Below are 21,273 nucleotides of genomic sequence, written 5' to 3' on the forward strand. Positions count from 1 at the left end.
ATAAATTATACGATATTTTTACCGTTTACAATAATATTAGGACTTTTGTAGTTATATAAAATACCTTTAAGTGATATATTTTCCAAAATAGCAAGTTAACCTAATCCCCTACGGGCAATATATTCGAATCGATACTGAAATCCTCTTAAATATTGAATACTGTATTCAAATCTTTCACCCGTCTTTAATTCACTCACTGAGCGAAGCCGTAATATTGGATGATTTGTATCAATATTTAAATGTTTAGCAACGATATTTGTTGCCAAAACGGGTTTTACATCTTGCTTACTATGGGATATTTGATAGCCTTTCTGGTGCTCTACATAATAGTACTTTGATGATTGCATGACTTTAACGCTTAAATCAGGAAATAATGAGAGTGGCATATAGCTTTGTTCTAAAATTTCTGGCTCATCATCAATTGTTCTTATACGTATTATTGAAAATATTGACGCTCCAACTTCTATTTTTAAATGTTTAGCAATAGCCGGTAAAGCTTGTTCTAATTGGAAATGTATTACTTTTGTACCCGCTATTCGACCTAACGAAGTAATATTTTCATCAAATCCTTTCAATTGAATCGCATCATGCTTGGCTGAATTATATTTTACATAAGTCCCACTTCCTTTAATTCTCTCTACTAATCCAAGATTTTCCAATTGCTCAAGCGCTTTGCGAACAGTCACACGACTGACTTTATAGAGGTCTTGTAAAGCCTGCTCTGTGGGTAACACATCTTCTAAATCCAATTCACCAGAATAAATTTTTTGTTCAAAGGTTTCAGCTATTTGTCGGTATAGTGGTTTTGCCATTTAAAGTCTCAACAGATTAAATTTATGTCATTTTATCATTTAATTAGCAAATTGAGGTTAAAAATATTTTGTGATCATTTTCACATTTGTATTAAATAAGTATTATTTTAAATAATACTTATTGATAACATATTTGTACTTTATTTGTTTTTTTAATCAACAATACAATTAGGAAAAACTATGAAAAAGATAAATTTAACTGTTGTTGGGGCGGGAAGCACTTATACGTTAGGTATTATGAGAAGTCTGATTACTGAAAAAGATAACTTTCCTTTAAAACGAGTTGTTTTCTATGATATTGACGCACCACGCCAAGAACTTAATGCTAAAGCGACAAAAATAATGTTTCAGGAACTTTATCCAGAGCTTGAAGAATTTATCTATACCACAGACAGAAAAGTGGCTTTTGAAAAATCCGATTTCTTTTTTATGCAAATCCGAACGGGTGGATTGAAAATGCGGGAACGTGATGAGCAAATTCCTCTTTCGCATCAGTGCGTAGGTCAAGAAACCTGTGGCGCAGGCGGAATGGCTTATGGCCTACGTTCTATTGGTGACATGATAGATCTTATTCGTGAAATCCGATGTTATCAAAAAGAGGCTTGGATCTTAAATTATACTAACCCTGCCGCTATTGTTGCCGAAGCTTTAAATAGAGAATTTCCTGATGACAAACGAATTTTAAATATCTGTGATATGCCTGCAGCTATAATGGTGAGTTATGCCAAATTACTTGGCTGTCAAATTTGGGATTTTGTACCTGAATATTTTGGTCTTAATCATTATGGTTGGTTCACAAAAATAAAAAATAAACAGGGAGAAGATCTTACTCAAAAGATTAAAGACATTATCTTAAAAGAGGGTATTAGCGCCGTTGATTCGGTTATTGCTAATGACCCTTCTTGGCAAGCAACGTTCAAGAATATGGAAATAATGTTAAGGGATAATCCAGAATTCCTACCAAACACTTATTTACAATATTATTTGTATCCGGAAAAAATGGTTAGTAAAGAGGATATCAATAATACCCGAGCTCGTCAGGTTATTAATGGACGAGAAAAACAAGTATTTGAAATGTGCCGTCGCATCATTGAAAAAAATTCAATTCAAGGGGAAGATCTTCATGATGATATACATGGTCGGTATATGATCCGCGTAGCATCATCTTTAGCGTATAACAAAGGCGATATCTACCTTGTCATTGTTCCTAACAATGGCGCTATTAATAACATTCAAGATGATGCAATGGTTGAAATACCATGCATGCTCACATCAGATGGACCTAAATCGTTTACTATCGGTAATATTCCAACATTCCAAAAAGCAATGATTGAAATTCAATTAGGTTATGAAAAACTTGTCGTTGATGCTTGGTATGAAGGTTCGAAGCAAAAGCTTATTAATGCATTAACACTAAATAGAACAGTGGTTAATGTACCTAAAGCGAAAACAATCGTCGAAGAAATATTAAACGAAAATAGAAAATATCTACCTCAATTTTTTAAATAATTAATTTAATTGAAACAAATAACACTAGGTTTGCTATCAAACCTTAGTGTTAGCATAAGTTATCAATAAATTAAAATAAATATTAATCAATTTGTTAAAGGATTAATGTCTATATGAGAAATACAATTCAACGCTTTGGTGCAGCAATGTTTGTTCCGGTTTTATTATTTCCTGCTGCCGGTATTTTGTTAGGTTTAACCGTTGTTTTACTTAATCCCCATTTGTTTCCATTCGCTACTGAGGGTTCTACATATGTAAAAATTCTTGGCATACTACAAAAGGCATCGATGGTTTTATTTCAAAATATGCCAATGCTTTTCGCTCTAGGTTTACCTATTGCTTTAGCCAAAAAAGCATCAGGGCGTGCAGTACTTGCAGCTTTTATTTCATATCTAACATTCAATTATTTTATTGGTGGGATTATTGATGTATGGAGTGAACAATTAGGGATAAATTATCAAATAGGGCAAGCTGGATTAATTCAAATTTGTGGTGTCTTAACTTTAGATACGTCAATCGTTGGCTCAATTTTAACTGCAAGTTTCACCGTTTGGCTCCATAATCGCTTTTATGATTTACGTTTACCTGAGTGGGCAAATGTATTTACTGGAACCCCAATTATTGTCATTCTTAGTTTTCCTTTAATGCTAATACTAGCTATATTAACCGTTATTGTTTGGCCTCCAATCCAAAGTGGAATACAAAGCCTACAAGTGATTATTTTAAATTCTGGGGCTATTGGTGTTTGGCTATTTACTTTTTTAGAGCGAATTTTAATACCAACGGGTTTGCATCATTTTGTCTATGGCCCAATTTACTTCGGTCCAATTGTTACTGATGGCGGGACTGTAAATTATTGGATTTCACACATTTCAGAATTTGCAGATAGCACTAAATCATTAACAGAACTTTTCCCTCAAGGCGGATTTATGCTTATTGGTATGGGAAAGGTATTTGGTTGCACTGGCATCTCGATGGCGATTTATTCAACCGCCAAACCTGAAAATAAAAAAATGGTTTTTGGATTATTAATTGGTGCAACAATCACTGCAGTTTTGACCGGTATTACTGAACCCATTGAGTTTACGTTTTTATTTATTGCGCCAATGCTATTTTTAGCTCATGCTCTTTTAGCAGCAACAATGGCAACAATCATGTTTATGTTTGGTGTATCCGGAAATTTCTATTTAGGTGTGATCGATTTCATCTTCCAAAATTGGTTACCATTAGGTGCAAATCATTGGGTTACTTATGTTATTCAAATTGTGATTGGGTTGACTTTCACCGTAATTTACTATTTTGTATTTAAATTTCTTATCCTCAGATTTAATTTAATGACTCCGGGACGCGCAGATACCAATATAAAATTGTTTACTAAAGCTGATTATAAAAATAGTAAACATAACTCAACAACGAGTACCCAAACAGATGAGGAAGAAAAACAAAATGATGAAATTAGACAGAAAGCGATAGCTTTTCTTGAAGGTTTAGGAGGAAAAGATAATATTTCACATTTAACTAATTGTGCAACTCGGCTTCGTGTTCAAATTAACAATCCAGAATTAGTGTATGACGTCGAATATTTTCAAAGTAATGGTGCAATAAATATCGTAAACAAAGGCAAATCTATACAAATTATTGTAGGATTAACGGTTCCTCTTGTCAGAGAAGAGATAAATGCATTAATGAAATAAAATCAATCTAGTAAAAAAGGCAATACAGATACCTTGCTATTTATATTGCCTTTTTGTACTAAATTATTTAACAAAAAATATTTAAGTAGCAGTCTATTGAATAATAAACCTGATTTCTTACCTCTTAATGATTAACCTATATTTAATTAATATCGGTTGTATCACACAAATACTCTAACCATTTTTTAATATCAATTTTTTCGCCGTTTTCAAACTCTATTTTACATTTAATATTCTCAATTGGTGCTAAAGTTCTTTTCTGTTTTGATACGTTTTTCATTAAGATTGCTTTATCATTATTATGAAAAATATAGTATTTTTCGATTTCAAATAGTTCGTTGTTGTTATTTATGGGTAACAAGACTTTTGTCGGAGGATCAAATGTAAAAATATATTTTTCATTGAGAGATACTTGTTTTCGAACATGATCAGCAAATTTAAATATTTTATCTAATTCTAACTTTAACACATCCTTACATAAGGATTTGAAACTATAATGTGTTGCATTAATCGTAATTTGAATCGTCGATGTGAGTTCATTAAATGCAATTTGTTCAATTTTATGACCATTCGCAACAGACAGATAAAAGTTACCATCCTCTTTTAGAATTAATTGCTTTATATAACCACTAAAATTTTTGCTATTGCCCGGTAAATTAAAATTTGCAAAAATTGCATCATTTTCCCAAATAAGAGCAACACCTTGATTCATCCTATAATCTAAAAATTCATAACTTTTCTCATTATTTTGAACCGTTTTTATTACTTTAGGTTTGACCATTTTTTTAAGTAACCATTTATCATGAAACAGCCGTATGTTAATGAAACCAACTAAACAAACCAAAATAATGATCAATGAGATGAGTTTCAAATAAGAAACAGATTCGGGTATAAAAGCGTTGTTAAAATACCCCATCAAACTCGTGATAATGAAAACCAATGTAGAAACTACTAAAAACAACTTTATTGTTATAATCTTTTTCATCAATTTCTTTCCTAGACAAATCCAATTTATACTAATCCATATATTAATTACATATTATATAAATACCCAATTACTAAGCATTAGTTAATTTTTTTACTGGATAAATAGTTAATTTAAATTAGTAAGTTAAATCCATTTTAATACAAACCAGCATTAAGTTGCTAGAATATAACAGGCAGATTTTCCATAATTTGCTTGCAATAGGTTTTTCTGTTTGTTGTATAACCATTATTGATAAACAACCTATTGATTAAGAGTAATGAAACAATTTTTTTCATATTTTATTATGGCAACTGATAAATTAGTATTGTCTAAAAATTCCCATTGCTATATTTAAAATAATTAAATAAATTATTGCGTTAAGTATAGTAATGTATCAAGTAAAACATCCGCTCCAGCTTTACACCATAATGTTGTTATTGATTCCGCTTCATTATGACTTATCCCTTTAATACAAGGAATAAATATCATTGAAGTCGGAGCGACTGTACTTAAATGACATGCATCATGACCTGCTCCTGAAATCATCTCAATGGCAGAATAATTATTTTTTACCGTTGCATTTTTTACAGCGTTTATACAGGCGGGATCGAAATGTATGGCTGGCATACTCAGTATTTTTTTGATTTCAAGTTTTAAATTTAATTTTTTTGTTATTTCAGATAATAAAGCGTACATTTGTGTTTCAAAACTTTCCAACAAATCTGAATCATAATGTCGTAAATCAATAGTAAAAAAGCAATGTCCGGCAACAACATTACGAGAATTAGGACTAACCGTTATCATACCAACCGTTAAGCGAATATCTTTACTGTCTGGATTCAAAGCCAATTGATTCAAAGCAGTTACACATTCAGACAAGCCGACAACTGCATCTTGGCGCATATTTACTGGTGTAGTTCCTGCATGAGCAGCCAAACCACTTAAATTTACTTCGTACCAACGTTGGGCAAATGCACCTTTAACAATACCAATAGTTTTATGTTCGAGTTCCAATATAGGCCCCTGCTCAATATGAGCCTCGATAATAGCTTTAATGGAATAATTTTCTGTATTATCACTCCCCAAATAGCCTATTTTTTCTAAAGCTTGTTTTACTGTAAATCCTTGTTGATCTTTAATTGCATAAGCGTCTTCAAGTTTTAGTTTTCCCGTAAAAACAGCGGAACCCATCATGGAAGGTGCAAAACGTGAACCCTCCTCATTCGTCCACATGACTAGTTCAATGGGATGATTGGTCTTAATATTAAAATCATTCAATGTTAATAGCACTTCCAAACCGGCTAATACGCCATAAATGCCGTCATAACGCCCCCCTTTTGGTTGACTATCACCATGAGAGCCTGTCATCACAACGGGTAAGTCCTTAAGACCATCTCTGCGTATGAAGATGTTTCCGATTGCATCAATGCGTACTTTGAAGCCAGCAGATTGACTAATTTGAATTAATAAATCACGTGCTTGTTTATCTAACATTGTTAATGTTAAACGACTCACTCCACCATTATCTGTTCTACCGATTTGTGCAAAATCATCTAATAACTTTTCAAGACGTTTTATATTAATTTGGGGCTGTATATTACTCATCATTTTTAACTCGCAGACAGTAACGAAAATCACAAATACCATCGCCCATCATAATTGTATGAGGGCGGTCTAAATTAACTTGTGGTGCATAACCTTCTATGAATTTACTATCACGGTTACACGATAATAGAAAACCGATTTCAGCTAATCCCATTTCTTTATACATTTCAGCATATTTACAGCGATGTACATTATAATCATACTTCTCATGGCTACTCTCAACAACAGTGATTGTTAATGCATCATCTTGTTCCCAAAGATGTTGTAATGCTACAAAACTCTCAACACTAGTGCCATAGGGTTCTTTAGCCGCAAACGCCTTTCCTGCGTCAATAGCTGCTTTTGCAACAGCTTCTTCAATAACAGCTTTAGCTGCCTTGTTACCGTAATTTCTTATTAATATTTCATAGATCGGCTTGATTATTTCGGCTTCGATTTTACGACGATGTAAAATACCAATTTCGGGAAATTCCTGCATCACTTATACCTCATTTGATCCTATTTATGTTTAACAAATTAATGTTCATTCTGATTTAAAAATTGTTGTAAACGTTTATCATCACTATTTTTTAAAACATCAGGATTATCATCATGGATTATCTTACCTTTTTCCATAAAGATAATGCGATTAGACACTTTGAATGCAAAAGACATTTCATGGGTGACAATTAACATAGTCATGCCTTCCGTTGCTAATTGTGCAATTACTAACAAAACTTCATTAACCAGTTCAGGATCCAGAGCTGAAGTAGGCTCATCAAATAACATAATACTTGGCTCCATAACAAGTGCTCGAGCAATTGCAACTCTTTGCTGTTGTCCTCCAGATAATTGATGCGGGTATTTATTGGCATGTTCTAGCATTCCAACCTTATCTAATAAAGCCAATGCCAATTGTTTACTGTTTTCGAGATCCTTATCATGATATTGAGGTGCTAAAAGTAAATTTTCTAAGACCGTTTTATGGGGGAATAAGTTATAATTTTGAAAGACCATACCCAAGTGGACAATACGGTTGTAAAATTGTTTATCATGTAATTTTCGTCCCTCAATAAAAGGAATGCCTTCAAATAGAATTGTTCCTTCATCTAAATTCGATAACCCGTTTATGGTTCTTATAAGGGTTGTTTTGCCTGAGCCTGATGGTCCAATTATTGAAATAACATCTCCCCAATTGACATTTAAATTTATATTGTTTAATACTTTAGTATGTTGATAACTTTTATTTAAATGCTGCAACTCCAATACATACTTGCTCGTTTTATTTGTTGATAAAGAATCGTTCTCTTTTTTGGAAACGGAATCAAGGGTAATAAATTGAATTTTTTCGTTGTTAGCCCTTTTTGTGACATCTAAATAAACCTCAAAGCGTTTAATTAACCAAGTCACGATTGTCACGATTGCAACGTAGTAAATCGCTACAATCGTTAATGTTTCAATTACCAGAAAATTACGAGTATAAAGTTGTTGGCCAACTAATAGAATTTCTGTTAATGAAATGACAGACACTAATGATGTTAATTTTATAATGGTGACTAATTGATTAGTCAGCGGTGGGAGTGCTACTCTCAATGCTTGAGGAAATACAATTTTAGTTTGAATCGCCCAGTATCTTAATCCTAAAGCTCTTCCAGCATCTATTTGGTCGTTTGAGACAGCTTGTAACGCACCTCGATGAATTTCTGCCATATAAGCACTTTCACTCAGAACTAAAGCGATAAGCCCTGCCCAAAAAGGGTTAGATAAAATGATACTACTTGCTTCCCAAAATCTTGGTAAACTATAAATATAAATGAGTAAAACGAGTAATGGCAAACTTCTAAATAACCAGATATACAATGATGTAACTTTGATTAAAATAAACTGTTTGGAACGATTACCTAATGCCAATAGTAAACCAAAAAGTAGCGCACTTATCCACGCCAAACAACTTAAAGAGATGACTGTAAAACTGGCTTTTATAAAATTTGGATTAATTAATTCGTTAAAGAAATAATTCCAATTAAAGCCTTTTTGTTCAATCTTATTATTGTTTTTTAGATTGCCATTTCGATCCGTTGCGATATAGTCTAAATTGTCATTTAATAAAGTTTGACTAGGATAAGCTAAATTATATTTTGTAAGCAAAGCATCATACTGTCCAGACTGTTTTACCATTTTAATAAGATCGACCAGATTTTGTTTAAACACCAGATCATTTTTACGAACGGCTAAACCGATTAAAACTGGATTAAGCATGTTCTTACTGGTAATTTTCAATGTATTGTTTAGCTGATTTATAACCATATTGGCTACAGCTGCATCTTCATATTGAACATCGACACCATGTGAAAGCAGAGCTTGTGAGGCCTCGGGAGCGCTTGGATACTCTTTCACAACAATTGGGTTCAACTTGTTAGGTTTGCAATATGTCTGACTAACCTGATTTATGGTTTCAATCCACGCAGCCCCTTTCATTGAAGATACCCTTTTACCACATAAATCTTTTAAAGTTTGCGGGTTAAAATTATCATCTTGTCGAACAAGCAAAACGCCACCAGTTTGTAAATAGGGAATAAAATCAACCTGTTTAGCACGCGTCGCATTTACATATAATGCACTTGCAACAACATCATAATGACCTGACTCAAGCCCAATAATGATATTTTCTATTCGAGTATCGTTAAAATTAGCTATTGTATGGGATTTTTCTGCCAACAATCGCATAAAATCAGGATCAAAACCTTCAGCTTGATTGTTTTCTAAATACGCAAAAGGAGCATAAGTCAAATCAATACCAACGTTTAATACATCAGATTTTTCGTCGATGACCGCTATCGCTAAAGGACTTATTAAGATAAAAATATAGCCAACAATAATTCTTAGAATTTTTTCATTAGATGATAGGAAAGAGAACATAACTTTTCCATCCTTGTCTGATTTCAATACAAAAATAGATTACATTGATGTTATTTGGATGAGTTTGATTATAATTAGATAGAAATATTTAAATAATAATAAATAGTTATATTGTTATATCATTTAAGTATATAGAGTAAATAAGTCATCAGCTTTTGATAATTTGAGTGATGATAGAGAGGATCATGTAAACATTTATTATTAATCAAATTGATTAAATCCTTAATAATTTTGGTTAGAATATAAAAGACAAAAAGACTTTTATCCTTGCATGTGGTTTTCAATTCTTTTAATAGTTTATTTAGTCAATGGGATCATTTTGATAGTCATTTTCATATTTGCGTACATCAAATCAAAAAGATTCTTTATCTTATTTCAAAAATATATCCTATTTTTTTGCTTATAAAAATATTATTAATGGATAACAAAACAAGCTTAAAGGGTTGTGTTAACTAGTTTTGAAAATGCTTCAAGGATTTAAAAGAATGTTACTGTTGATTGATTTTGTACAGCAGTTAGATTTGAACTGACACGCATTTAAGAGAGATTTTTGAATTCTAATGCCATGCATTTAGAACCAAAAAATCAATAATAATCAGGATATAATTGACCATTGCCGAGTATAGCCAGACACTACCACCGATATACCGCTCATTCTATTTTATGGCAATCAGTAAATAATTTAGCCATACTATTTTTAACGACTGGTTAGTTGGTTGATTTTCAAATAAACTCAATAATTTTTTACTCTATCTTTAAGCGTTAAACTGTACAATTGATACCAAGTTTTAACAAAATCTGATATTCTTCACCGATCTTGTTTTTTAGTCATCCATTGGTTAGTTGCGGTTTACACTTTTATAGAGTTTTATAGGCTATGCCCTCACCCTCATCTTTTGTAATAAACGATTTACGGATAAGTCCACCACCTTAAAAAGCTTTCTGAAACAGCCATTTGCCGTTTTTTTCTTAATGACATTAGAGTATATTGATTTAAAAATCATTAGTAGAGATTTTGTCGCAAATATCTTTAATATGGTACGACGATGACATTGTCTTTTTATCTTTAAATGTGAATCGGTTAACCCACTCAATATCCTTTTCTTTAAAAAATGAAACTATCTCCTCATTTTGACAAAGTTCTTCATCAAACAATAATTCCGAAAATGAATCTACATCTTTTTGACTAAATTTAACGCTTTTAGCTTTATAACGATAATCGTAAATTATTGATCGACCTTTTGAACTTATATTTGTCAATGATATTTTATCATCAACTTTTATTGGAAAATTGCCATAGGTTTTATTTAAATCCTTTTTTACCCATGAAGCTAATTCTCTTGCTAGTTTGCTTTCATAATCGGCAAAACTAGAAGATGTAAATAAAAGACATGCTGCTAGTGATAAAGTCGCTGTAATAATTTTTTTCATGATTCTATCCTTGAATAAATCTCTATTTTATTTTTTAAATGCACAATTTTTTAATAGTACCAATTCATTTTCTGTTATTGCGTTTTCTTTCTTTAATTTTAAAATACACTCTATTTCCGCAAACATATCACAAGATAAAATAGCTTTTTTATTGATTGTAGTCCATTTATACTTAGTTCACCCTAGTCTGTTAATAACTAAGAAGCGTTTACTTCAGTTTCAATAGTACATCTCAAAACAATATCTGAAAGTAAGGTATTGTTTTTTAATTACAATAACACTTGTAGTTGTATCTCAGTTCTTACATAACCTTTTTAAGGTAGTTAACTTGAAAACCTTTAAATTCTAGAAATAACAGATTCGCAATCATCAAAATGGAGCATATTTTCCTTTATTGTAAAAAGGTCTACTCAACCTATTAAAATATTGAAACTGTATTATATATCTTTAAAAACATATCTAATTGCTTTAAATAAAACCAAATAAACACTATTTAAGGAAATAATTTATCCTAAACAAAATTTATCAATAAGTTTTGGTAACGCTAATATGATTGTTGACAAATACATAAAACATTCAGTTATGAAAGTTAAAATAATCAAAGATCATGTTTTAAAGGGTTATGAGCCGATTTGTAAAAGAACATCGAATTAGGAATAAAACTTCAAGACGGCAAAATACATCAAGAGAAATAACCGTAATAACATTCTGAATTAATTTAGAATTATATTAAAATTCTGGTTAATTTAATTAGTAGTTAAAGGGTATAATAATCAATGAAATGTCCACACTAAAATCAAAAACCACAATTCGCATTAGTAAAAGAATCAGTAGGATAACAACCAAACAATATTTGTAATGTACTAATATTGACTGTAGTTACTCATTTGTTACATTGTAATCAGTTGTGACAACATTAAAACCGAGCGCGATACCAAACTATACGATTATTAATATTCCCCTATCACAAAAAATTATGCGGCATCATAACAAGACTATGCTCCACCATCGTTGGTATTGGTATTGGTATTGGTATTGGTATTGGTATTGGTATTGGTATTCATTATCATTTTATACAAAAGCTCATGCAATAAACACAAACCAATTTTGACATCTTTTTCTGACAAATCAGAGTCAATCATCAATCTGCTAACAAACTCTGCGCGCTCTAATTTAATATAGTTTTTAGTTATTTCATCCATATTTACACTCTAACACTGTTTTTTTATACAGTATATTAGGTACGGTGAGTATTTTCAAGAAAATTTTCTAATTCGTCTATTACAAATATATGTTTCAATTAAATATATATGTAATCATGTTATTTCTTTCAATAAAAAATAGATAAAAACGAATAATAAATATCGATAAATGGAAATCAATCGCCATTTGATCGACTACGGTGAAATATTCTACAGTAGAAAGCCAGGCAGCGCTAAAATTAACCATTTGAGTTTATTGAGATTTATTAACTTAAAAAGTATGTTATAAACACTTTTAATTAAAGAAAGTTAATAATTTAAAATTCACTTCGTATACCTGAAAAAAATGCCCCTTAAATTAGATATTTTTAGTACTTATTTTTTTGATTAAAAGTCGATTTTTCGCAGATATAAAAATTTGACCAAAAGTCAGTCCTCACATTTGAACATTTAAGAAATTACTCTCTCTCATTAAAATAATATAAAAACTGTGCATACTATACATTATTTCTTGTAAGCATTGTTATATAAGGCTTAATCCATGTATGGTTTATATTTTTAGTGTCCATAAAAACCAAAAAACCGCCAATCAAGGTGGTTAAAGAATAGCAATTATAATTTTAATGGAATAATTTTCGTTTAAAAATATTTAATATCTGCGGTTTCCACATCTGTGAAACACCCATTTAAGAAATCTTTTTTAATAATATGACATTTAAATATTATTTTTATAAATGAAACTACAATAAAAGCAATATAATTTGCAATATAGCCAAGTTCCAGTGATACGAATACTATTAATAACTCCTCGATATGGTGAGTTAATTAATGTTGATGTAAGTATGAGCGAATTACTTGTCTGCTAGTTGATTAAGATTAATTACGATATGTTTCAAATTCAAGATCAAATTTACTTTCATTTTTTTATTAAGGCAGTTCCATTTACCAACCCTAAAGTCGTTAGTAACTTTACCAATGCTATAATCACCTCAGCCATACAACGTACAGCAAGCTAAAGACAACAATATAATTCTCTTATCTACAGTATCTAATATTTAACTGGAAATTAAAGATCGATTAAGTGATCTATTTTATTATCTGGATATAAATAATTATAATACAAAAGTAGTTCATCTAATTTTAGGTTGAAATATTCAAATGAAATTGATAGTTCAAAACCTAGTCCATTTAATTCTCCCAGTTCATTTAATTCAAAGAAAGATTTTTCAATCATCTCACCTAATAAATGCACATTTACTTCTTTGATTTTAGACATAATTATATAGCAATCACAATTAAATGCTCTTATCAAGGTTATGCATAATTTCTCAATAGAAATTGCATCAAAGTCATTGCATTCTGCATACTGATCATTAAATGACACATCGCAGGCTGACTTTTGGCGAATCATTAATTTTTGTCTATCCTGAATTTTCTTTATTTCAAACTTAATCCCTTCTGGGATTTCCTCTGCTATAGATATAGAACTTGGGAAATAACACCTCTCGAGTAAATCTTGCTCATCATTAGACATAATATATTCATCCATATTTATTATTTTTTATTGATATTATGTTATTTAATATACTTGAGCAATAAAAAAACTCATTCAAGGGTTTGAATTTTTTTATATGGAAAAACATGATCCTATAATGATAGCCCTTTTTTTAGGTTTGCTTTTGTAATACTGGTTCTGTTTTGAATTCAAACCATTTTTCAGTCATAACATTAAAAGTATTGTTGCTAGCTTCTTATTGAAGTTGCTTTTATTCTGCTTTATGTTCTTAAAGATCTATGCCTTGTTTAATCAGTCCTAGAGCTTCATCTATTAGATTTCTTGCTTGCTGTAGTGAAACCTCAAAGTAACTACCAAAGCTAAGTAATACCTTTTTTTGGTATACGGGTGCGTATACTTAAAACGCTAAATCTCAAAGTTATTTGCTCTGATAAAAGGTATATACCGCCATCATCAAATGAAGAATAATCCTTATCTGCTTTGGCTAGGTTGCTTTTATTTGAGTGTCAATTAATGGTAGAGTTTTTCTTGCCATAGTAATTTTAGGTATATGTTTTTTGGGTATGTTGCATTCATATAGCTAAAAATATAACTAGAATTTGGGTTCTAAATTTATCTTACTGATACTTAATGAATAATAAGATAGGGTTAATGCTTTATGTTTATTAGGTTCAATGTATTTTAAGGAATTTAAAAGAGTGTTAGTGCTGATTGATTTGGTGCAGTGTTCGGACCTGAAAAGCACGCCTAACTCCTTTTGATTAAAGTATTTTCTTAATTTGAAGTTAATTTTTTTTAGATATAAAAATTTTACTAAAAGAACAGCCCTAACATCTGAATATTTAATCAATGACCGCATTAAAATAAAATTTTATAAGAATCTGGGCATACTATACATGATTTTTTGTAATTCATGATCTATAAGATTTTGAGCTAGGTATGGTCTTCATTCTAGCCCTACATAAATCTATATCTGTATTTTACATAAAAACAAAAGACCCTCCAATCAAGGCAATTTAGACAGTAACGAACAATTAGCTTTTAATAGGATCTCTTCAACTTCAGACAATCAGCCTTTATTTGCGTTAGTATTAAGTTCTAATTTAGAAAATAGTTAGACTGCATAACTAAGATTGAAGAGTTTTTCTTTAAAATTTTTATTTAGATACTAGTACTGCGATATACCTTTCACATCCCTAATAGATATTTGCGCTAATTCGCTCGAGTTGTCAATGTTCGGAGATTAGCCTAACCATAAATAAATATTTAATTTACAGTGATATAAATTGTAATAACGTATTTATACATATGGAACAGCTGTGGGTCAGATATTATCTGATTAAGCTTAACTATTTTAATGGAATAAGATTACCTTTCAATAAATGGCTCATATTTAAATTCAATATCAATTTTAGCATTTTCAATATCGACAGTAACAATACAGCCTACCCACGCTGGTAAACCATTAGTTAAGTTATTATCAATACTGTATTGTCTTAATTTCACTAAATAATCTAACATATCGCGATTAGCTCTAGCGCCTCCAAGAAATCGTTTAATATCATTTGATTTATTTATATAATCAAATTGACACTTACAATGATCCTCGTCAGGAGACAGCTCAGCTTTCATTATGACTGTTTTTGCTCCCTCAGGAGCTATATTGAGTAGCAGTTGGCCAATTTCATTATAAATACTATTATTTTTTAACATTATTTTCCTCTAGGTGCATTTTTAAATGTGTGTTCAGATAGAGTCTCACCATCAGTTGAAGAGGTTATATAAAAGCTTTCAGGCCTTAAACTCGTTCCTTCATATAAAGGCTCTATCTTAACATAGACTGTTTTAGCTTCTGGCAAGTTTTTAACCCATCTATTTTCTAGCTTTTTCCATAAGCACAATTGAGATTTGAATTCGTTGGCAGGAAGTTAATTTTTTCTTATGATCCATTTAGTTAAGATGCAATTAAGCCAAATTATTGTAAAACTTGCCATGCATCTTTCTACTTGTTTAATAATAAATATTTGCGCCATTTCGCTACAATCGCCAATGTTCGACGTTAAGCCTAGACGCAAATACTAAGACTCTAATATACAGTAAGATAAATTATAGTAATGTGTTTATATACATAAAATGTGCTTATATTTGGATTTGCTATTATCGGATTAAGCCTAACTATTTAATCTTTAAGATCGTCATCTTCAAAAAGAGGGATAAATCGTTCATACTTAAACTCAAAATCAATTTTAGCATTTTCAATATCAACAGTTATAATACAACCTCTCCACACAGGTAAGCCATTAGTTAGGTTATTATCAATATAGTATTGCCTAAGCTCTCTTACCGCTTTGATTAAAGGGCTCGTTATATCACTATTCAATGTATACCAATTTAATTCATCATTTTGATTATAATAATCAAATATACAGGTACAAGCATCCATCTCTGGTGTAAATTCTAATTGAGCAATTACTTTTTTTGCTCCATTAGGTGATGATTTAAAAAGTAATTGCCCAATTTCATTATTTAATTGATCGTCTGTTTTTTTCATTTTATCCACCTGCTTGGTTTAATAAATTTATCTGCATAAATCGCCCATTATCTATAGAATAAGATACCTTAAACCTAGTTGATCTTATAACTGTACCCTAATATATAGGCTCTATCTCAACTTTTACTGTTTTACCTTCTGGCAAGTTTTTAGCCCATCTAATTTCTAGAGCTTTCCACTCGCCACATTTGAGATTTGAATTCATTGGCAGGGTGTTAATTTTTTCGTATGATCCATTTAGTTAAGATGCAATTAAGCCAAACTCTTGTAAAACTTGCCATGCATCCTCCTACTTGTTCAATAATAAATATTTGCTCCAGCTCGCTACAATCGTGAATGTTCAACTATCAGCCTAGACGCAAATAATAAGACTTTATAACACACAGTAGAGTACTTACAGCACTGCTTATGTTTGGATTTGCTATTATCTAATTCAGCCCAACTATTTAATGATTAATATTATTCATCATCATCAACATCAATAAATCGTTCATACTTAAATTCAAAATCAATTTTTGAATTTTTAATATCTATCTCAACGATACATCCCACCCAAATCGGTTTTCCATTAGTAAGATTATTATCAAGAAAATACTTTTTAAGTTTTAGCATTGTGTGAAATATATCATTTGTAACTTTAGGGTCAGGCACAAATTGTTTTCTATTGTTTTTATTATCAAAATAAATAAAAACATAAGTAGCAACATCATTTTCTTCTACAATTTCGATTTTTGTTATTATTTTTACCGCATCATCTGGGTAACTACTAACTAATATTTGCCCTATTCTATTATAAAGATCATCAATCATATTTTATTTACTCGCTTTGTTATAAAATTCTATATAAGAAAAGTCTTTATTATCAACATAATACGATACCCTATACCTAGTTGGTCTTATATCTGTACCCTAATATATAGACTCTATCTCAACTTTAACTGTTTTACCGTCTTGCAAGGCGTTAACCCATCTATTTTCTATCTTTTTCCATAAGCTACGATTAAAATTAGCATTCAAATGAATATTTGCGTAAGTTGGCTACAGTCGCAAATGTTCGACGTTAAGCTTAGACGCAAATAATACTTTAATATACAGTTAGATAGATTATAAAACTGTATTTATATATATGGAATGTGGTTGGGTTAGCTATTTTAATAATTAAGACTAATCATCATCTTCAAAAAGACCAATAAATCGTTCATACTTAAATTCAAAATTAATTTTTGAATTTTTAATATCTATCTCAACGATACAACCCGTCCAGATCGGCTCGCCGTTAGTAAGATTGTTATCAAGAAAATACTTTTTAATTTCTAGCATGGTATGAAATATATCATCTGTAGCTTTAGGATCAGGCAAAAATTCTTTTTTATTATTTTTTTATCAAAATAATTAAAAAAGTAACCGCCAACATCATTTTCTTTTGAAATTTGAATACCCGTTACTATTTTTACCGCATCATCTGGACAACTCATAACTAATATTTGCCCTATTTTATTATAAAGATCATCTATCATATTTATTTACTCGCTTGGTTATAAAATTCTAAATAATAAAATCCTTTATTATCAATAGAATATGACACTCTAAACCTATTTGGTCTTATATCTGTACCTTCATGTAAAGGCTCTATCTTAACTTTGACTGTTTTACCTTTTCGCAAGGCTTTAGCCCATTCATTTTCCATATGTTTCCATTCACCACGATTAAGATTAGCATTCATTGGCAGGAGGTTAATTTTTTCGTATGATCCATTTAGTTAAGATGCAATTAATCCAAATTCTTGTAAAACTTGCCATGCATCCTCCTACTTGTTCAATAATGAATATTTGCGCCAGTTTGCATAGTCGCGAATGTTCGACGTTAAGCCTAGACGCAAATATTAAAACTCTAATATACAGTAAGATAAATAATAGCACTGTGTTTACATACTTAAAATGTGCTTATATTTGGATTTGCTATTATCTGATCAAGCCTAACTATTTAATCTTTAAGATCGTCATCTTCAAAAAGAGGGATAAATCGTTCATACTTAAATTCAAAATCAAGTTTAGCATTTTCAATATCAACAGTTATAATACAACCTCTCCACGCAGGTAAACCATTAGTTAGGTTATTATCAATATAATATTGTCTAAGCTCTGTTACCGTATCAATTAAAGGAATTGTTATATCGTCATCCAGTAGATACCAATTTAATTCATCATTTTGATTATAATAATCAAATAAATAGGTGCAAGCATCCATCTCTGGGGTAAATTCTAATCGAGCAATTACTCGTTTTGCTCCATTAGGTGATGATTTAAATAGTAATTGCCCAATTTCATTATTTAATTGATCGTCTGTTTTTGTCATTTTATCCACCTGCTTGGTTTAATAAATTTATCTGCATAAATCGCCCATTATCTATAGAATAAGATACCTTAAACCTAGTTGATCTTATAACTGTACCCTAATATATAGGCTCTATCTCAACTTTTACTGTTTTACTTTCTGGCAAGTTTTTAGCCCATCTAATTTCTAGAGCTTTCCACTCGCCACATTTGAGATTTGAATTCATTGGCAGGGTGTTAATTTTTTCGTATGATCCATTTAGTTAAGATGCAATTAAGCCAAACTCTTGTAAAACTTGCCATGCATCCTCCTACTTGTTCAATAATGAATATTTGCGCCAGTTTGCATAGTCGCGAATGTTCGACGTTAAGCCTAGACGCAAATACTAAGACTCTAATATACAGTAAGATAAATAATAGCACTGTGTTTACATACATAAAATGTGCTTATGTTTGGATTTGCTATTATCTAATTCAGCCTAACTATCTAATGATTAATATTAGTCATCATTTTTAAAAATACTAATAAACCGCTCATACTTAAATTCAAAATTAATTTTTGAATTTTTAATATCTATCTCAACGATACAACCCGTCCAGATCGGCTCGCCGTTAGTAAGATTGTTATCAAGAAAATACTTTTTAATTTCTAGCATGGTATGAAATATATCATCCGTAGCATCAGGATCAGGCAAAAAGTGTTTTTTATTGTTTTTTTTATCAAAATAATAAAAATAGTAACCAGCTGCATCATGTTCATCTGCAATTTCTATACCCGTTTCTATTTTTACCGCATCATTTGGACAACTCATAACTAATATTTGCCCGATTCTATTATAAAGATCATCTATCATATTTATTTACTCGCTTGGTTATAAAATTCTATATAAGAAAAGTCTTTATTATCAACATAATACGATACCCTAAACTTATTTGGTCTTATATCTGTATCCTTATATATAGGCTCTATCTTAACTTCAACTGTTTTACCTTCTTTTAAGGATTTAACCCATTCATTTTCTAGCTTTTTCCATAAGCTACGATTGAGGTTGGAATTCATTGGCAACATATTAATCTTTTCGCCAGGTCCATTCAGTATCGAAGCAATTAAATGACCACCTTCATCGTCTGCATTACCTTGTTTACCTGCTTTCAATTGTTGGTAAGTATTTCTGTCTAATTTATCAAGTTTAAGCGTCGCCTCAACCCTTACCACTCTCCCTAAATGGTCAGTATGATATTTTTTATTACCATCTACAATATATATTTTATTAGGTTGAGGATTATTAAGTTCTTTATTCCAATTGCCTTTGCTACCTGATTCAGTTTTAATAGTTACCGTTTCATTAGTTACACTTTCAAGTTTATAGTGAGCTTTTGTTTTAACATCCGACACCATCCATTTAATTCTTGCGTATTTTAATGTTCGTAATGAATGGGAAAAAGGTTCAACTAACGAACCAAGCAATAACCTTTCTAAAACATTTTTTAACCGTCCTTCGGCAGCGCTGTCATCAGGATTAGCTTGTAAATACTCTGTAACTGGATTTTGTAGTTCTTTGAATGATTGGACTAAATTTGATAGCCGTTCTTCGTGAGGTGCAAAAACCGTAAAATCAGCGACCCCGCCAGCAATCGTGCTTTGACCTAGCTTACCCATTTTCGATATAGGTTTAATAAATTTGAGCGCTTTAGATACTGGAATAAAACCGACTAGAAACTGGGTTATGCCATGAGTAAGTGCACCTGATATAGTTTCAGCTTCAGGAACTTTACCAAATTGAAGAGGATTCTCCGTTTCGACGTTAAAACCATATTTCATTGTTAGGTTAATCGTCGAGGAATCCCATGCTAAATCGGATACAGATTGCGCTGCATCACGAATCCCTCCTAATAATTGTAATGGTACATCATAATACCATGGGCGATTGTCTTGCTGCTTATCAAAAACGATATCAACATATTGGGCGTTTACGGGTAAGCTAACATAAGCGTAACCACTGCTGTCTAACGTCCCTTGCTTCAGCATCTTCTGGCTAGCATTATCAAATATAGTAAAAGGTTGGTTCGCTAAATTATAAACTGTAAATTCAATATAATTATCTTGATTATCATATCTTGTTTTAAGTTCATAAGCTTTTACTTCATCAGGAGTTAATTTACGAGGAACTCTATTAATATTTGATTTTATAGGATTATTTTCTGGTTGTAACATACCAGAATGATACTCAATCGGTATTTCAAATAAAATAGCCCGCTGTGACTCGATTGCTTCTTTTAGGGCTGCTGAGAACTTTTTATCATCTTTATTATAGGTATTCTTACCATAATATAAACCAAGCTCTTCAAGGGTTGGGTATAGGTTTTTACACTCATCTTGATGTTTAACACAATATTTAATAATGTCATCCATCTTACTACTATAATCATAGCGGACGGGTTTCAGCTTACTATCTTGAATAATAGTGTTAAATACAAAAGATCTGGGGCGAATGATTGAATTATCTTCTTTTTGTTTTTGTAATTCTTGCCACTGCCGTGTGGTCATTAATAAATAATATTTCATGATAACTATAATTTTTTATTTTATACACTACAACGATAATCTAAACAATATAGAAATCTATATCTACTATTTATTCCATGGGTTATCAATTGTTATCTTTGATTCTCGCCAAAAAAGTGGACAAAAGTCGCCTCTATGATATAAACAAAAATCATAGGAGACAAATATCATGGTCAAAAAATTTAGTAT

The 21,273-nt window shown here is 30.9% G+C and carries 19 protein-coding genes and 5 pseudogenes; 2 read left to right on the plus strand and 22 right to left on the minus strand.

What is annotated here, in order from left to right; genetic code table 11:
• Positions 1-95: 95 nt before the first annotated feature.
• Positions 96-812 carry a GntR family transcriptional regulator gene (locus H3T96_RS13985; RefSeq protein WP_039127950.1) on the minus strand — a complete coding sequence of 239 codons (717 nt, stop codon included), beginning with the start codon at positions 810-812 and terminating at the stop codon, positions 96-98.
• A gap of 180 nt (positions 813-992) precedes the next feature.
• On the opposite strand from H3T96_RS13985, the gene H3T96_RS13990 reads away from it, so the two are divergent.
• Positions 993-2,321: a 6-phospho-alpha-glucosidase gene (locus H3T96_RS13990; protein ID WP_065602594.1), complete on the plus strand. Its 1,329-nt coding sequence runs from the start codon at positions 993-995 to the stop codon at positions 2,319-2,321.
• Between the two features lie 113 nt (positions 2,322-2,434).
• Positions 2,435-4,015: an alpha-glucoside-specific PTS transporter subunit IIBC gene (locus H3T96_RS13995; protein ID WP_144093454.1), complete on the plus strand. Its 1,581-nt coding sequence runs from the start codon at positions 2,435-2,437 to the stop codon at positions 4,013-4,015.
• A gap of 142 nt (positions 4,016-4,157) precedes the next feature.
• On the opposite strand, the gene H3T96_RS14000 is transcribed toward H3T96_RS13995, so the two are convergent.
• From H3T96_RS14000 to H3T96_RS14090, 21 genes and pseudogenes are all read right to left on the minus strand, one after another.
• Entirely contained in the window at positions 4,158-5,000 is an 843-nt protein-coding gene (locus tag H3T96_RS14000) for a hypothetical protein (protein ID WP_144093456.1), read from the minus strand.
• Positions 5,001-5,351: 351 nt separating this feature from the next.
• Positions 5,352-6,587: a M20 family metallo-hydrolase gene (locus H3T96_RS14005; RefSeq protein ID WP_144093458.1), complete on the minus strand. Its 1,236-nt coding sequence runs from the start codon at positions 6,585-6,587 to the stop codon at positions 5,352-5,354.
• Positions 6,580-7,065: an L-2-amino-thiazoline-4-carboxylic acid hydrolase gene (locus tag H3T96_RS14010; protein WP_144093460.1), complete on the minus strand. Its 486-nt coding sequence runs from the start codon at positions 7,063-7,065 to the stop codon at positions 6,580-6,582. The genes H3T96_RS14005 and H3T96_RS14010 overlap by 8 nt, the downstream gene beginning before the upstream one ends.
• A gap of 38 nt (positions 7,066-7,103) precedes the next feature.
• The gene (locus tag H3T96_RS15130; protein ID WP_370545737.1) at positions 7,104-8,609 is read right to left on the minus strand and encodes an amino acid ABC transporter permease/ATP-binding protein; all 1,506 of its coding nucleotides are present in this window, start codon (positions 8,607-8,609) and stop codon (positions 7,104-7,106) included.
• A gap of 99 nt (positions 8,610-8,708) precedes the next feature.
• Positions 8,709-9,485, minus strand: a pseudogene (locus H3T96_RS15135) (transporter substrate-binding domain-containing protein); the annotation flags it as partial.
• Positions 9,486-10,478: 993 nt separating this feature from the next.
• Complete coding sequence (locus H3T96_RS14020) at positions 10,479-10,916, minus strand: hypothetical protein (RefSeq protein WP_086327690.1); 438 nt, start codon at positions 10,914-10,916, stop codon at positions 10,479-10,481.
• A 995-nt stretch (positions 10,917-11,911) separates the two neighbouring features.
• Positions 11,912-12,118: a hypothetical protein gene (locus H3T96_RS14025; protein WP_144093462.1), complete on the minus strand. Its 207-nt coding sequence runs from the start codon at positions 12,116-12,118 to the stop codon at positions 11,912-11,914.
• Positions 12,119-13,184: 1,066 nt separating this feature from the next.
• A complete protein-coding gene (locus H3T96_RS14030) occupies positions 13,185-13,652 on the minus strand; it encodes a DUF4041 domain-containing protein (protein ID WP_186279295.1) in 468 nt (155 codons plus the stop codon).
• A gap of 250 nt (positions 13,653-13,902) precedes the next feature.
• A pseudogene (locus H3T96_RS15140) lies at positions 13,903-14,001 on the minus strand (Arm DNA-binding domain-containing protein); the annotation flags it as partial.
• Between the two features lie 1,001 nt (positions 14,002-15,002).
• Positions 15,003-15,347: a hypothetical protein gene (locus H3T96_RS14035; protein WP_144093465.1), complete on the minus strand. Its 345-nt coding sequence runs from the start codon at positions 15,345-15,347 to the stop codon at positions 15,003-15,005.
• A complete protein-coding gene (locus H3T96_RS15145; protein WP_144093467.1) occupies positions 15,347-15,535 on the minus strand; it encodes a DNA/RNA non-specific endonuclease in 189 nt (62 codons plus the stop codon). The genes H3T96_RS14035 and H3T96_RS15145 overlap by 1 nt, the downstream gene beginning before the upstream one ends.
• Before the next feature lie 278 nt (positions 15,536-15,813).
• Positions 15,814-16,185, minus strand: coding sequence for a hypothetical protein (locus H3T96_RS14045; protein WP_144093469.1), 372 nt, complete (start codon positions 16,183-16,185; stop codon positions 15,814-15,816).
• 97 nt (positions 16,186-16,282) lie between these two features.
• Positions 16,283-16,414: pseudogene (locus H3T96_RS15150) on the minus strand (DNA/RNA non-specific endonuclease); the annotation flags it as partial.
• A 230-nt stretch (positions 16,415-16,644) separates the two neighbouring features.
• A complete protein-coding gene (locus tag H3T96_RS14055) occupies positions 16,645-16,995 on the minus strand; it encodes a hypothetical protein (RefSeq protein WP_144093473.1) in 351 nt (116 codons plus the stop codon).
• 354 nt (positions 16,996-17,349) lie between these two features.
• The gene (locus H3T96_RS14060) at positions 17,350-17,505 is read right to left on the minus strand and encodes a hypothetical protein (protein WP_186279296.1); all 156 of its coding nucleotides are present in this window, start codon (positions 17,503-17,505) and stop codon (positions 17,350-17,352) included.
• A complete protein-coding gene (locus H3T96_RS14065; protein WP_186279297.1) occupies positions 17,499-17,702 on the minus strand; it encodes a hypothetical protein in 204 nt (67 codons plus the stop codon). The genes H3T96_RS14060 and H3T96_RS14065 overlap by 7 nt, the downstream gene beginning before the upstream one ends.
• Before the next feature lie 2 nt (positions 17,703-17,704).
• Positions 17,705-17,932, minus strand: a pseudogene (locus H3T96_RS14070) (DNA/RNA non-specific endonuclease); the annotation flags it as partial.
• A 236-nt stretch (positions 17,933-18,168) separates the two neighbouring features.
• Positions 18,169-18,540, minus strand: coding sequence for a hypothetical protein (locus H3T96_RS14075; protein WP_144093477.1), 372 nt, complete (start codon positions 18,538-18,540; stop codon positions 18,169-18,171).
• A 97-nt stretch (positions 18,541-18,637) separates the two neighbouring features.
• Positions 18,638-18,769 (minus strand): annotated as a pseudogene (locus tag H3T96_RS15155) (DNA/RNA non-specific endonuclease); the annotation flags it as partial.
• Between the two features lie 249 nt (positions 18,770-19,018).
• Positions 19,019-19,372 carry an immunity protein YezG family protein gene (locus tag H3T96_RS14085; protein ID WP_144093481.1) on the minus strand — a complete coding sequence of 118 codons (354 nt, stop codon included), beginning with the start codon at positions 19,370-19,372 and terminating at the stop codon, positions 19,019-19,021.
• A 2-nt stretch (positions 19,373-19,374) separates the two neighbouring features.
• Positions 19,375-21,084, minus strand: a complete 1,710-nt coding sequence (locus tag H3T96_RS14090; RefSeq protein WP_198248676.1) for a DNA/RNA non-specific endonuclease — start codon at positions 21,082-21,084, stop codon at positions 19,375-19,377.
• Positions 21,085-21,273: the final 189 nt, after the last annotated feature.

Origin of the sequence: Gilliamella sp. W8136 (assembly GCF_016101285.1) — a bacterium.
GTDB classification, from domain to species: domain Bacteria; phylum Pseudomonadota; class Gammaproteobacteria; order Enterobacterales; family Orbaceae; genus Gilliamella; species Gilliamella apicola_N.

Coding starts and splice junctions, on each gene's coding strand:
- H3T96_RS13990 (WP_065602594.1), top strand. CDS start 993: ATGAAAAAGATAAATTTAACTGTTGTTGGGGCGGGAAGCACTTATACG.
- H3T96_RS14085 (WP_144093481.1), bottom strand. CDS start 19,372: ATGATAGATGATCTTTATAATAGAATCGGGCAAATATTAGTTATGAGT.
- H3T96_RS14035 (WP_144093465.1), bottom strand. CDS start 15,347: ATGTTAAAAAATAATAGTATTTATAATGAAATTGGCCAACTGCTACTC.
- H3T96_RS14045 (WP_144093469.1), bottom strand. CDS start 16,185: ATGAAAAAAACAGACGATCAATTAAATAATGAAATTGGGCAATTACTT.
- H3T96_RS14090 (WP_198248676.1), bottom strand. CDS start 21,084: ATGAAATATTATTTATTAATGACCACACGGCAGTGGCAAGAATTACAA.
- H3T96_RS14075 (WP_144093477.1), bottom strand. CDS start 18,540: ATGACAAAAACAGACGATCAATTAAATAATGAAATTGGGCAATTACTA.
- H3T96_RS14055 (WP_144093473.1), bottom strand. CDS start 16,995: ATGATTGATGATCTTTATAATAGAATAGGGCAAATATTAGTTAGTAGT.
- H3T96_RS14030 (WP_186279295.1), bottom strand. CDS start 13,652: ATGTCTAATGATGAGCAAGATTTACTCGAGAGGTGTTATTTCCCAAGT.
- H3T96_RS14065 (WP_186279297.1), bottom strand. CDS start 17,702: ATGATAGATGATCTTTATAATAAAATAGGGCAAATATTAGTTATGAGT.
- H3T96_RS14025 (WP_144093462.1), bottom strand. CDS start 12,118: ATGGATGAAATAACTAAAAACTATATTAAATTAGAGCGCGCAGAGTTT.
- H3T96_RS13995 (WP_144093454.1), top strand. CDS start 2,435: ATGAGAAATACAATTCAACGCTTTGGTGCAGCAATGTTTGTTCCGGTT.
- H3T96_RS14020 (WP_086327690.1), bottom strand. CDS start 10,916: ATGAAAAAAATTATTACAGCGACTTTATCACTAGCAGCATGTCTTTTA.
- H3T96_RS14010 (WP_144093460.1), bottom strand. CDS start 7,065: ATGCAGGAATTTCCCGAAATTGGTATTTTACATCGTCGTAAAATCGAA.
- H3T96_RS13985 (WP_039127950.1), bottom strand. CDS start 812: ATGGCAAAACCACTATACCGACAAATAGCTGAAACCTTTGAACAAAAA.
- H3T96_RS14000 (WP_144093456.1), bottom strand. CDS start 5,000: ATGAAAAAGATTATAACAATAAAGTTGTTTTTAGTAGTTTCTACATTG.
- H3T96_RS14005 (WP_144093458.1), bottom strand. CDS start 6,587: ATGAGTAATATACAGCCCCAAATTAATATAAAACGTCTTGAAAAGTTA.
- H3T96_RS14060 (WP_186279296.1), bottom strand. CDS start 17,505: ATGCTAGAAATTAAAAAGTATTTTCTTGATAACAATCTTACTAACGGC.